We start from the raw sequence: 13,176 nt of genomic DNA, 5'->3' as shown, positions 1-13,176 counted from the left end.
AAGGTGCTTTTCATCTTTTATTATCCTTTACGCATACATCTCAGAAGACTTCTTAGCCTTCAAATCAAACCGATCTGCGTTCATAACCTTGGTCCATGCTTTTACGAAATCACGTACGAACTTTTCTTTGTTGTCATCTTGTGCGTAGACTTCGGCGAGGGCGCGTAGTTCGGAGTTTGATCCGAATACGAGGTCAACGCGTGTTGCTGTACGTTTAACTTCGCCTGTTTTGCGATCGCGTCCTTCGTAATGGTTGAACCCTGCTGGCTTCCACTCAATGTTCATATCCAACAGGTTCACGAAGAAGTCGTTTGAAAGTGTACCGACACGGTCTGTGAATACGCCTTGTTCTGTACCTTTGTAGTTAGTACCGAGCACACGCATACCACCAATTAAGACGGTCATTTCTGGTGGCGTCAGACCGAGCAACTGAGACTTGTCCACTAACAGTTCCTCTGGACTCAACGTGTATTCCTTCTTCTCATAGTTACGGAATCCGTCTGCCATCGGCTCTAAAACTTCAAAACTTTCTACATCAGTTTGCTCTTCAGTCGCATCGCCACGTCCAGCTGCAAATGGAACGGTTACGTTAACGCCTGCATCTGCTGCAGCTTTTTCAATTGCTGCGCTACCACCGAGAACGATCAAATCAGCAAGGCTTACTTTTTTATCAAGCTGCCCTTGGATTTCTTCGTAAACAGAAAGCACTTTAGAAAGATGCTCAGGTTCGTTCACTTCCCAATCCTTCTGAGGAGCTAGACGGATACGTGCCCCGTTGGCACCACCACGCATATCTGAACCACGATACGTGCTTGCAGAAGCCCAGGCAGTTTTCACGAGCTCACTGACGGATAGTCCAGAATCTAGAATCTTCGCTTTCAGTTCTTCAACTTCAGCATCGGACAATTCATAATCCACTTCTGGAATCGGATCTTGCCAGATCAAATCTTCTTTCGGTACTTCTGGTCCGAGATATCTTGACTTAGGTCCCATGTCACGGTGAAGGAGCTTGAACCATGCGCGAGCGAAGGCATCAGCGAATTCATCCGGATTTTCATGGAATCGACGAGAGATTTTTTCATAATCAGGGAACATGCGCAACGCCATATCGGCTGTCGTCATGAACGTCTCAACTTTTACAGATGAATCTTCCGCATCTGGTGCGAGATCTTCCTCTTTCGGGTTAACAGGTTTCCATTGGTGTGCACCTGCAGGACTCTTCGTCAACTCCCATTCGTAACCGAATAGCAAGTCGTAGTATCCGTTATCCCATTCTGTCGGTTTCGCTGTCCATGCACCTTCAACACCACTTGTAATCGTGTCGCGGCCTTTACCACTGCCGTACGTGCTCTTCCAGCCGAAGCCTTGATCTTCGATATCCGCAGCTTCTGGATCTGCTCCAACATGCGCTTCCGCATCACCAGCACCATGCGCTTTACCGAATGTGTGACCACCGGCAATGAGTGCTACGGTTTCTTCGTCATTCATACCCATACGAGCAAACGTTTCGCGGATATCGCGTCCACTTGCAACTGGGTCCGGATTTCCGTTTGGTCCTTCTGGGTTCACATAGATGAGACCCATCTGAACGGCAGCAAGCGGACTTTCTAGCTCGCGGTCACCTGAGTAACGGTTGTCACCGAGCCATTCCGTTTCATTACCCCAATACACGTCTTCTTCCGGATGCCATACGTCTTCGCGTCCACCACCGAAACCAAACGTTTTTAATCCCATGTCATCAAGCGCGACATTACCTGCTAGCACAAGCAAGTCCGCCCAAGAAATCTTGTTTCCGTATTTTTGTTTGATCGGCCATAGTAATCTGCGCGCCTTATCCAGGTTCGCGTTATCTGGCCAGCTATTAAGTGGTGCAAATCGTTGCTGTCCCGTGGAGCCACCGCCACGCCCATCGCCTGTACGATATGTACCAGCTGCGTGCCAAGACATACGGATGAAGAGGGGACCATAGTGTCCATAGTCCGCAGGCCACCAGTCCTGGCTATCTGTCATCAAGTTATGAAGATCTTGCTTGAGCGCGTCATAATCGAGCTTCTGGAACTCTTCTGCATAATCGAAGTCTTCACCTAATGGGTTCGTCTTCGTGTCATGTTGACGAAGAATGTTCAAGTTCAGTTGGTTTGGCCACCAATCTTTGTTCTTTGTACCAACCTTAGTAGTGGTGACGGCACTTTCTTCCTTCGACTTACCTGTGAATGGGCACTGACCAGCCCCAGCTTTACTGTCATGCATTTCATTCTTATCCATTTAGCATGCTCCTCTCATTTATTAAAATGATAATTATTATCAATCTTACATTATAATAATACTAAAGAAGGAATCATTTGAAAAGAAAAATGCTTTTTATTTATCTCTTATTATAGTAAAAATTTTCAGAAAAATAAAATGATAGAGTTAAATTTTACAAGAAATTAAAATAGGAAAGGTAGGTCATTAATAGACCTTCCTTTCCTTATGCATCTGTAAAAATGCATATACAAACATTGGAGTTAATCCAATAAATTAATTAAGTTATTAAACTCAATCTGTATAACTTTATCTATATTCTTTCTGTTATACTCAATTACAGCTTTTCTCTTTAATGTATTTTCTACAGTAAAAAATTTATTAAATTCTAATTTATGCTTATCAAAATACTCAATATTAGTTTCTTCTGTAAGGGGCATGAAAAAATTACTTTTATTATTATAAACAATTCCTTTTATAGGATATAAATTAAATAATTCCTTAAAGTCGGTATCATGTGACAAACAAAAGGGAATAAAATATTTTCCTTCTCCAATATTATTGGAAATAAAAAGCTCCATAATTCTAGGTATTGTAAAATCTCTAGCAATGTTTTTAATTTTGTTTAATATCTTTGAACTATTTACCCCTTTTCCTTTATTAATTTTATTCAATATTTTTACTTTATTTATATCTTGATAAAACTTGTGAGCAACAATCATTTCTCTCCCGAGGTAAGCACCGACTACATCATTAGAGTAGGTAAATAATTCTTTTATTTTATTATTGGCATTTTTATTACTACTAAATTTGATTTTGTAAACACCAATTAAAAATAGAACAAGTTGTTTATAGTAAAAATGTATTTGTTTTAATAACTGTAGGCCCTCTTTACTTAGATAGGTGTTTGTTAATAAATCATCTACTCTCATATAAGCTTGAGCACATGTTATTTTATACTCAATTTTATTGTTTTCTATATACTCATCAGTCGATATGCTTTTAAACAATTCAAGACTTACTAGATTATTGTACAGATCTCTTTGTTGGGATTTAATATTGTGTATATCAATATTCTCCCATGGATTTATGTTTTCAAATATATATAGCCAATAATCATATTGAAAGTCTTCCCTAATTAACATATCAATTGTTGAATATATATTATTTTTGGTGAGGCTATCAATTTTATTTTGAACAAATTTGTCAATATAACTAGCATAATTTGTATCAAACATTATTGAATAATCAATTTCAATATTTACAATTCCTGTATTATTGCTAAACATACTTTTAAATATTTCGTCATCAGTAAAATATAAATTTTGGGATTCAAAATAATTTAAGAGATCATTGTCTTCGGTAACTTGTTTAACCAAATTAGGCGGGAAGACATCTGTTTCAAATTCATTTAATGCCATAACGGCGCAGTACTCATCGGATTGGTCACCGAATAGTTTCCATGCAGTTAAAATTTCTAAAGGTGTTTTAGCTTTTGAAAGGTAAAAAAGTACGTTTTGTAAATATTCATTAGTATCCATAAATAATCGTTCCTTTTTGTAGGTTATAATGGTAACTTACTCCCCAAACGCTTCAGGTAACATCTTAAACCCTTCAATCTCCGCATCTTCTTCTATTTCAATCATGATGCATCGTTTTCCTTTGTAATTGACCTGTCTCACAAACTCTAGGTCTTGTGGGCTGATCGAGATGTTGGCTACTTTCGTTTGGATCTTGATCGACTTTGATTTGTATTTCGGTACGACGCTGCTTGCTTTCAGCTCGTAGGATTCGTTATCGGTTATTCTCTCAAAAGCGGCTTTCACTTTTTCCGAGTCGACTTGTTCGCCACCGCTTTGTTTAAAGACGCGCTCGACGTTCTTGTAATCGAGCTTAGGTTCTTCGTCTTCTTCGTTTTCCTCAACCATCGTGTTGATCTCACGGTAGACATTCGCGAGGGTAGAGGGGTTAAGCTGGTCGCCCATGACATCCCGCATCACTTCCTCAAAGACTTCTTTGTCTTCTTTCGCTGTAATCGTATGTTCACTGTTCAACACTTCATCTATGAATCTATGATCCGGTTCATTCGCTTTTTTCGACGAGTAAAGAACGTGGTTTACGTCAGATGCTCCACCTGAGAAGCAAGGGAACAGGAATCCGGTCATCGGGGTGTCGAGGTCGATGACCGAGTCGACATCAATGTTGTACTTGAATTCTTTTTCCACATAGTCGAACACTAACTCTTTTTTGGACTCTTGTGTGTTGTTGATGCTGCAAAGGATGAAGGGGTGGGAGTACACCGAGTCCCGTTCACTTTCTTCCGCCTCGTCATTCCGCTTTTTCATCGGCTTCAGATATTCTGCCTTAATGAACGTGATGACCACATCTTTTTCATACGGATTGTCTTTGAGCATTTTTTCCGTCATGAGAAGCATTTGGTTCATCCAATCCTCAACACCGTTGCTCAACAACCCTTTATGTAAAATGAGCTGGCTTTCCGATTCGCGTTTGAATTTCAGTTCAAACAACTTTTCGTTCAACTGACCAGTGAGGAGTTTCTTGAAGTTCTTGATGAACAGCTCCTGTTGGTCACGATCGAGCATTTCGAACGGCTGACTTTGATAGTGATAAATGTCAGTCGTTTCTTTCATGATATATACGTTAAAAATGTCTGAAATTTTGAGTAAGTCATTGTCCACTTTCAGTTGCCTGCGCAACCCGGCGATGTCTTTCTTGTTCATCGAGCGTACACTCCTATGCTGCTGATTTTCTATAAAACGATTCTTCTATTTTAACATAGGGGTAATAAGATGAAGAGATTCCTTGATATACTAAAGTTAAGAGTTTGCGAGAGGGGGAAGGTCGTGAAGGAGATCCTTATTGACTATATGAAAAAGTTCGTCGATCTTGATAAGGCTGAATTAGAAAAAATTGCAGCGGATGTACCTGTTGAAACGTTTAAGAAGGGCACCATCTTAGTCCATCAAGGTGACGTCCCTACAAAATGTTTTTTCGTATTAAAAGGTTGTGTGCGGCAGTACGCTGTTGATGAAAATGGGAAAGAGCATACGTTCAATTTTTTTACGGAGCAGGAAAGTGTAACGATTTTCAACGAGTACAGTTTGGAGAAAGCCTCGAAATATTCCTTAAGCTGTCTGGAAGACTGTGTGTTGGTCGTTGGAGACTTATCGATTGAACAGGATATGTTTGACACACATCCCGTCCTCGAAAGCATGATCCGTAAAATGGTGGAAGCAAATATGGGGGAGATGCACGATGAATTCACTACATTCGTCGCCTCTAAACCGGAAGAACGGTATAAAGCGCTAAAGGAAAAGAAACCTGATCTCATTAAGAGAGTGCCGCAGCATCAGTTAGCGAGTTATTTGGGAATCACCCCTGAATCATTAAGCCGGATAAAAAAGAGAGCAGAGAAAGTAGATTAATCTATTAGTTTTTTGCCTTTGACGAGGAGCCATATGCCAAAACCTAGCTCACCGACAAACATCGGAAAGCTTAATATGGCTTCCAGCAGATTTGTGGTGCTTTCCAATTGAGGGTAGAAGCTGTGTAACAGATGGACGGCTGTATAGCTGATGCCAGCTGCTACTAAAAGGTAGCTGAGTATTTTCGGTATCTGACTGGATTTAAGGGCAACGTAACCGACAACGAATAGATGAAGTCCAAACACGATCAATCCCATAGACCAGATGGACTCAAAAGCTTGGATGTGAGTCATGACTTGAGTTTGCAGTGAGTCTGATGATTCATGGATGATGTTTCGAGCGATGACTAAATGCGAAACAGCAGTCGCTAGAATGGCTGTATAAATCAAGCGAAGCCAAGCGGCTAAGAGTGAGTAAGCTCGGTGGACAGGCTTCAAGAGTACATAAAAAGCCCAGGATACGATGATGTCTAGAATGATGATTACAACCCATCCAAGTATTCCGAAGGTAAATAACGAGATGGATTTCTGGATGTTCGTCAATGTTGTGGCTGGGTCGCCGTTAATCACCAATGATGAATGGACATACCCATATGAGAAAATTGCTGCAATTGCCATCAAAATTAAGGACAATCCAGCAATCAACGGTGCTTTAACAGGTTTGTTTTCTTTCATTTTCAAAACCCCCTTTAAGTTAATTTCATCTTAATACGGTTCTTGAAAGTGTTCATTGACTTAAATCAAGATTTCATAAAACAGTTTATAGTGATGTGTTTGAGGAAGGAAGATGTGGATGCAGGATACAGTTTTAGAGGTCACGAACTTGACGAAGAAAATCGGGGACGCGACGATCATTGATGATATGTCGTTCCGTTTGAATCAGGGAGAAATCAAAGGGCTGCTCGGACCGAATGGATCAGGGAAAACAACGCTGTTAAAATTACTGGTCGGCTTGTTAAAACCGACGGCTGGTAGTATCACCGTCGAGGGACACTCAATCCAAAAGGACTTTGAAAAGGCAATTTCCCACATGGGAGCACTCATTGAAAATCCTGATTTTTATGACTATCTATCCGGATACGATAATTTGATGCAATATGTACGGCTTGTACCTGATGCCTCAAAGAATAGATTGGAAGAAGCGATTGACCTGCTTGAAATGGAAGAATACATACACGACAAGGTCGAATCTTACTCACTGGGTATGAGACAGAGACTTGGGTTAGCCCAGGCGTTTCTCAGCAGACCTTCTATTTTATTGTTGGATGAACCGACAAACGGACTCGATCCGGAAGGCATTCAAGACCTCCGAAATTATTTAAAAAGACTGAAAAGCGAAGGGGTTTCCATTCTCATTTCCAGTCATTTATTAGCGGAAATCGAGATGATCTGTGATCGGGTCATCATCGTTGACCAGGGGCAGATTGTTTCAGAAGGCATTCTAGATGATGTACGTTCTACGCCATCGGAAGAACAAAGGTATTTTTTCAGATTATTGGACATGGACAAGTTTGATCAGTTTCCCAGAACGGATCCACTCTTTCAAAAGGTGGTTGAAGTTGTGGTAGATGGCTTTTACATACAGGGTACGGAACATGAGGTGGCTCGTATGAATCGGTTGTTAGTAGAGTACGAGATCGACATCATTGGAATTGAGAGAGTTCAAGCGACGCTCGAGGATGCTTTTTTATCCCGATTAAGGAGAAAACGATGACATACTTTAACCCGCTGGTTCTGAACGAACATATCAAACAATATAAACGCCGAAGAACTTCCGTGCTATTAGGACTGTTGTTTTTCCTGAACTTTTTCGTAGCGGTCGGGATGAAGTTCATCTATTCCAATACAGATTTTACGTTTTGGCAGTACCTGCATGTGAGCACCTATTTAATTTTTATGCTTAACTTTCTAATCGTAATCATTGCGGGAGATATCGTTTCGAGTGAATTCTCACAAGGTACGGTAAAAATGCTGCTGACAAGGCCTGTTAGCCGATTGAAGATCCTGCACGCGAAATACATCACGGTCGTGAGTTCGGTCTTCTATGTTGTGACGATCCACCTGCTGTTCGCTTTGTCCTTTGGGCTCCTATTCTTTTTCCCAACATTAATGGACATTGATGATGGGCTATTGATGAAGATCATATTGAAAACGCTCTTCGGCACGCTTGAAATGATCATCATTGCTACCTTTACATTGATGCTTTCTGTTGTGTCCAGAAGCAGTTTGTTTTCGGTCGCTTTTTCCATTTTCTTTCTCATGTCGATCAAAATATTGCTAGCGGTCATGAATCACTTTCAGGTTGTACAGTTCAAATACGTCCTATTTGCAAACACGAATCTTTCACAATACTTTTACGGTGAACCGATGTTTTACGGGATGACGATGAACTTTTCAATCTTGAACATCCTCATTCATATGATTTTCTTCTATGTTCTATCCGCACTTGTTTTTACAAAAAGGGATGTGTGAAGGGGACGGTTCTTTTGCTCATTTTGCAGAAGGGCCGTCTTTTTTGCGTCTGTTCTTAAACCCTATCCGGGCCGAATAAACTAATCGTAACAACTTCATAAAAAGGATAGGGGTGGCATCATGTTTTCGGTTACCGAAATGCGTACGTTCGAGCTGTTCTCCGTTCCGCATATCACCGTACTATTGATGTTCTTGGCTGTATCCTTTTTCATGATCGTATTCAGGAAGCACCTCAAGCCCCACAAGTCCAAAATCAAATGGACGTTATTCACGGTATTGGTGTTGAGCGAAGTGTCCGGCCAAATCTGGGTTGTCGCAACTGGTCAATGGGATTATGCGAGTCTTCCATTACACCTCTGTTCCATCAGTACTTTCATCGCCCTATATATCTTCTTGAGACCAAGTAAAAAAGCGTTCTATTTCTTGTTTTTCACAGGGCTGATTCCGCCGTTCTTAAGCATCCTGACTCCTGAAGTGTTTTATCAATTTCCTCATTTCCGCTTTCTTAAATACTTTCTCCATCATGCAGCGATTACGTGGACGGTCTTATACTTCATCGTATACGAGGGTTATCGAGTTCCGAGGAAAGCGATCTGGACCGGATTCGTTCTTATCAATGCCATCGCTGTTCCGATCTTCTTCCTTAATCTTCTGTTGGACACCAACTTCTTTTACTTAGCCAACCCGACCGAATCTGAAACGATATTGTCCTTTTTCGGATCCGGAGTTCTATACTACATCAATCTTGAATTCGCAGCGGTCATTGTCTTCTTTATCACGTACCTTCCGATGGAGATGCTGATGAGGAGGGAGAAGAGAAAGGCATAATAAAAAACGGTTCTCCTGCTGTTGAAGCAAGAGAACCGTCCCCAATTAAAACGTTAGGAATCCTAAAACGGAAGCCATAACAAGTAGAATCAATACTGGTGCGACAAATCGTAAGGAAAGGATCCAAAGTTTGCCCCACACACTTGCTTCGCTGAGCCCACCGATTTCAAGGGACTTCTGCTTGCCAAGTGCCCATCCTACGAATAGTGCAGTCAACAATCCACCGAGTGGGAGAAGGATGTTGGATGCAAGATAGTCAACGGCATCGAAGAAGCCTAGACCGAAGATTGTGAATCCACCCCAAGCTCCAAGAGAAAGGGAAGATGGAATTCCGAACAAGAAGATGATTGTACCGATAATCCAAGTTGCCTTTTTACGAGTCCATTCGAACTTACGCATGAAGTACGCAACCGGTACTTCAAGGATTGAAATAGCAGAGGTTAACGCTGCCATTGAAATCAATAAGAAGAATAGGACTGAGAAGAATTGACCGAATGGCATCATTTCAAAAACAGCCGGAAGTGTGACGAAAATCAATCCCGGTCCTGCACCTGGATCCATGCCGAACGCGAAGACCGCTGGGAAGATTGCCAAACCTGCCAACAATGCAAAACCTGTATCTGCTAAGCTGACACCAGTTGCTGCAGTAGGAAGGTTCACGTTCTTCGGTACATAACTACCGTACGTAATCATCGTACCCATCCCTAAGCTGAGGGAGAAGAACGCGTGACCTAAAGCAACCAGAATTGCATTTGCATTCAGTGCTGAGAAATCAGGTGATAGTAGGAAGGAAACTCCTTCACCTGCACCTGGTAACGTTACAGCTCGGATAACCAATATAACCAAAAGGACTGCTAGTGTCGGCATCAAGATTTTATTCCATTTCTCAATACCTTCCTTAATACCTCTTACAACAACGATAATGACGATGGCCATGAATAAGGTCTGCCAAAGAATCGGACTGAGAGCGTTTCCGATGAACCCACCGAAAGCGTCACCCATTTGATCAGCAGGGATAGCGAGGAGATCCCCACTCATTGCTTTAGTCGTATACGATAATGCCCAACCTGCTACAACTCCATAGAATGAAAGAATGAGAAATGCAGCTGCTACTCCAAAAATACCGGTGATAAACCATGGCTTACCTGGTGTCAATTCTCTGAATGAACCGACGGCATCCTTTTGTGTATTTCGACCGACTGCAAATTCCGCAAGCATGATCGGAATACCGATGAGGGCGATACAGATCAAATAAACGATAATAAATGCGGCTCCCCCATTTTCACCCGTAATGTACGGAAACTTCCAAATGTTCCCCAACCCGATTGCGGAACCCATCGAAGCTAGCATAAAGCCAGTACGCGTCTTCCACTGTTCACGGGCTTGTTGCTCCAACCCTTGACTCATTTAAACAACCCCCTTGTAAATTAGTAGATTTCTACTATTTATAATACATGAACGAGCTAAAAAAATGACATAATTTTCTCATTTTTACAAAAAATATTTTTGGCTGTACCGTAGGAAAGGCATTTATCGTTCTATTCCTGCGGTAGAAACGATATACTTTAGATGGCTTACATAATAGAGGAGGTCATATTCTTGTCAGAACAAAACTATCAAAACCACCGCAAAATCGATCCGAAGTTCCATAAGGCACTTACGGTTCTTGCACTTATCACGCTTATTTTATCGGTCACCTTCATCATCCAGAACATCGTCGATCAGTGGCTTCTTAGCCTGGTTGTCCTATTCATGCTGCTCACACTTCTTTTAGTTGGGTCCATTGTCCGGTTATATGCGTTAAAAGTTCAGGACCGGGTCATCCGGGCCGAGGAAAACTTCCGACATTACCGCCTGACTGGCAATCTATTAGATCCTGAGCTCACGACTGCCCAGGTGATTGCACTCCGGTTCGCATCAGATGAAGAATACCTGGATTTGGCGGAACGCGCGAAGGCTGAAAATCTTAAGCCAGATGATATTAAAAAGGCGATACAAAATTGGCGGGCAGACCATCATCGCGTATAATTGAAGAAGAACCTCAAGAACAGCTCATAATCGGGCTGTTTCTTTTTTCATACATAAGGGGGCAGGTTATGAGTACGGAAACGATGGTGGATGTAAAAGGGTTGGTGAAACGCTACGGCACCTTTACCGCCGTGAACGGTGTGGAGTTCCAGGTAAAGAAAGGTGAGATTTTCGGTCTGCTTGGACCGAATGGTGCAGGTAAGACGACGACGATTGAAATGCTCGTCGGTCTCCGTAAACCGGATGAAGGGACGGCAGCACTTGCAGGCTTTGACGTCCGAAAACAAGTGAATCAAGTGAAAGAGGTCATCGGCGTCCAGCTCCAATCGACTTCTTTATTTGAACTTTTAAAAGTGGAAGAAATCTTGCATCTGTATGCGAGCTTCTACCCGAAGAATGTGGACCTCGATCAGTTGGTGGATGATATGCTTTTAACGGAAAAAAGGAAGGACCGCATCAAGGGGCTTTCTGGAGGACAGAAGCAGCGGCTCGCGATTGCGCTCGCGCTCATCCATGATCCTGAGATCGTGTTCCTGGATGAGCCGACGACGGGACTCGATCCACAGGCGAGGAGAACGTTATGGGATATTGTGCTCCGATTGAAGGAACGTGGAAAAACGGTTCTTTTATCAACACATTATATGGATGAAGCCCATGTGCTCTGTGACCGGATCGGGATCATGGATCAAGGCGAGTTGATTGCGCTCGACACGCCAACGAATCTCGTGAAAAAGTTGGAGGCGACAAGCACAGTCGAATTCCGTCTGTCCAATCCGCCTGAGAAGGAATGGTTCATGGAGATGGACGGGGTAGAGGAAGTGTCGATTAAAGACACTTTCGTGCAACTGTTTACGGATAATCTACAGCTTGCGCTCACTTCGCTCATTCAAGTATCGGCTGAACACGATTTGCACATTGAAGATCTCCAAACGCGCACCGCCACACTTGAGGATGTGTTCATCCATATGACAGGGAGGAGTTTACGAGAATCATGAGAGCATATTGGCAGTTAACCGTAGCACAACTCCGGATCTTTGCGCGGAACAAGCAAGTGTTGTTCTTCACCTTACTCTTCCCTGTCATACTGATGCTCGCCCTCGGCTCCTTTGTCGGTGGTGGCAATTCGCTATCTTTGAACGTCGGGATGGTCGATCTGGATGATACCGAAGCATCCAAAGAGTTGAGAGATTTATTTTACAAGAACGAAGGGATTCAAACCGATTCTTATGAAAAAGTAGAAGCAGGAAAGGATGCCGTTGAAAATGGTGACATCCAGCTACTGATTGAGATTCCTGAAGGATATGAAACGAGTTTGGAGGACGGGAATGACGCCTTCTCACTTCCGGTCTATTATAATGAGAAAAATTTAACGACTGCTGAGCTTGGACTGACGGTCGTGAACGGCATCATCGATCAATACAGCAAACAGCTGGTCGACTATCAGCCAGTCGTAACGGTAGAGAAAGTCGGAATCGAAGCGCTCAACATCCGTTACATCGACTTCCTGGTACCAGGGATTGTCGCGATGATGATCATGAGCAACAACATGAACGGGGTAGCAGGGCAAATTTCCGCATGGCGTGAACGCGGGATTTTGCGACGTATGCAAGGGACACGCTTGAAAGCATCGACGTTCATCGCCGCACAAATTACAGCGCGTTTAGCATTGAACGGAACACAGGCATTGCTCGTCGTGTTGATTGCCGACCTCATTTTTAACATCAATGTCGTCGGTTCCTGGCTCGCGTTGATCTTTTTCATTGCGTTGGGGACACTCGCCTTTATGGCGATCGGCTTCATTATAGCTGGTATTGCGAAAAACCCGGAAAGTGCAGGACCGATTGCAGGATTCGCATCCTTCCCGATGCTGTTCCTCGGTGGCGTGTTCTTCCCGATCAGCAACATGCCTGACTGGATCCAGCCGATCGTAAAGGTTTTACCGATTGCGCATTTAAGCTCAGCGTTACGCGAAACGATGAACATCGGAACATCCATCATGCAGTTAGGAACCGAAACGCTGATCCTAGGTGCATGGCTCATAGGCGGATTCGCACTCGCAAGTTATGTTTTTAAATGGGAATAAGACGAAAACTGAGTTGAGCGATTCAACTCAGTTTTTTAAATGTGTTAGAGTATATGAAAACGGTAAAAAGTAACAC

The 13,176-nt window shown here is 42.7% G+C and carries 12 protein-coding genes; 7 read left to right on the top strand and 5 right to left on the bottom strand.

The genetic code is table 11. The annotated features are described in order from the left end of the window. Positions 1-27 precede the first annotated feature (27 nt). From katG to ACXQIQ_RS10885, 3 genes are all read right to left on the bottom strand, one after another. Positions 28-2,265, bottom strand: coding sequence for a catalase/peroxidase HPI (gene katG / locus ACXQIQ_RS10895; protein WP_439302201.1), 2,238 nt, complete (start codon positions 2,263-2,265; stop codon positions 28-30). A 242-nt stretch (positions 2,266-2,507) separates the two neighbouring features. Next, positions 2,508-3,785 (bottom strand): hypothetical protein, encoded by a 1,278-nt coding sequence (locus tag ACXQIQ_RS10890; RefSeq protein WP_439302200.1) that lies wholly within the window; start codon positions 3,783-3,785, stop codon positions 2,508-2,510. A gap of 36 nt (positions 3,786-3,821) precedes the next feature. Next, on the bottom strand, positions 3,822-4,985 hold the full coding sequence (locus ACXQIQ_RS10885; protein WP_439302199.1) for a DUF4317 domain-containing protein: 1,164 nt from the start codon (positions 4,983-4,985) through the stop codon (positions 3,822-3,824). Between the two features lie 123 nt (positions 4,986-5,108). Between ACXQIQ_RS10885 and ACXQIQ_RS10880 the strand changes: the two genes are divergently transcribed. Beyond that, positions 5,109-5,690, top strand: a complete 582-nt coding sequence (locus ACXQIQ_RS10880; RefSeq protein WP_439302198.1) for a Crp/Fnr family transcriptional regulator — start codon at positions 5,109-5,111, stop codon at positions 5,688-5,690. On the opposite strand, the gene ACXQIQ_RS10875 is transcribed toward ACXQIQ_RS10880, so the two are convergent. After that, positions 5,687-6,364 carry a DUF4386 domain-containing protein gene (locus tag ACXQIQ_RS10875; RefSeq protein ID WP_439302197.1) on the bottom strand — a complete coding sequence of 226 codons (678 nt, stop codon included), beginning with the start codon at positions 6,362-6,364 and terminating at the stop codon, positions 5,687-5,689. The two genes, ACXQIQ_RS10880 and ACXQIQ_RS10875, sit on opposite strands and share 4 nt — an antisense overlap. A gap of 118 nt (positions 6,365-6,482) precedes the next feature. On the opposite strand from ACXQIQ_RS10875, the gene ACXQIQ_RS10870 reads away from it, so the two are divergent. From ACXQIQ_RS10870 to ACXQIQ_RS10860, 3 genes are all read left to right on the top strand, one after another. Continuing rightward, a complete protein-coding gene (locus ACXQIQ_RS10870) occupies positions 6,483-7,403 on the top strand; it encodes an ABC transporter ATP-binding protein (protein ID WP_439302196.1) in 921 nt (306 codons plus the stop codon). Further along, on the top strand, positions 7,400-8,161 hold the full coding sequence (locus tag ACXQIQ_RS10865) for an ABC transporter permease (RefSeq protein ID WP_439302195.1): 762 nt from the start codon (positions 7,400-7,402) through the stop codon (positions 8,159-8,161). Before ACXQIQ_RS10870 ends, ACXQIQ_RS10865 begins: the two co-directional genes overlap by 4 nt. Before the next feature lie 120 nt (positions 8,162-8,281). Beyond that, positions 8,282-8,989, top strand: a complete 708-nt coding sequence (locus ACXQIQ_RS10860) for a YwaF family protein (protein ID WP_439302194.1) — start codon at positions 8,282-8,284, stop codon at positions 8,987-8,989. A 45-nt stretch (positions 8,990-9,034) separates the two neighbouring features. On the opposite strand, the gene ACXQIQ_RS10855 is transcribed toward ACXQIQ_RS10860, so the two are convergent. Further along, positions 9,035-10,396: a sodium-dependent transporter gene (locus tag ACXQIQ_RS10855; protein ID WP_439302193.1), complete on the bottom strand. Its 1,362-nt coding sequence runs from the start codon at positions 10,394-10,396 to the stop codon at positions 9,035-9,037. 192 nt (positions 10,397-10,588) lie between these two features. Between ACXQIQ_RS10855 and ACXQIQ_RS10850 the strand changes: the two genes are divergently transcribed. The 3 genes from ACXQIQ_RS10850 to ACXQIQ_RS10840 all read left to right on the top strand — a co-directional run bounded on the left by ACXQIQ_RS10850 (position 10,589) and on the right by ACXQIQ_RS10840 (position 13,100). Continuing rightward, positions 10,589-11,017 (top strand): DUF6526 family protein, encoded by a 429-nt coding sequence (locus ACXQIQ_RS10850; RefSeq protein WP_439302192.1) that lies wholly within the window; start codon positions 10,589-10,591, stop codon positions 11,015-11,017. A 68-nt stretch (positions 11,018-11,085) separates the two neighbouring features. Then, on the top strand, positions 11,086-12,012 hold the full coding sequence (locus ACXQIQ_RS10845; RefSeq protein ID WP_439302191.1) for an ABC transporter ATP-binding protein: 927 nt from the start codon (positions 11,086-11,088) through the stop codon (positions 12,010-12,012). Beyond that, a complete protein-coding gene (locus tag ACXQIQ_RS10840) occupies positions 12,009-13,100 on the top strand; it encodes an ABC transporter permease (protein WP_439302190.1) in 1,092 nt (363 codons plus the stop codon). The genes ACXQIQ_RS10845 and ACXQIQ_RS10840 overlap by 4 nt, the downstream gene beginning before the upstream one ends. Positions 13,101-13,176 lie beyond the last annotated feature (76 nt).

Source organism: Pseudalkalibacillus sp. Hm43 (assembly GCF_054170705.1).
Note: the sequence above shows the minus strand (reverse complement) of the source record. Positions and strands in the feature narration are given on the sequence as shown.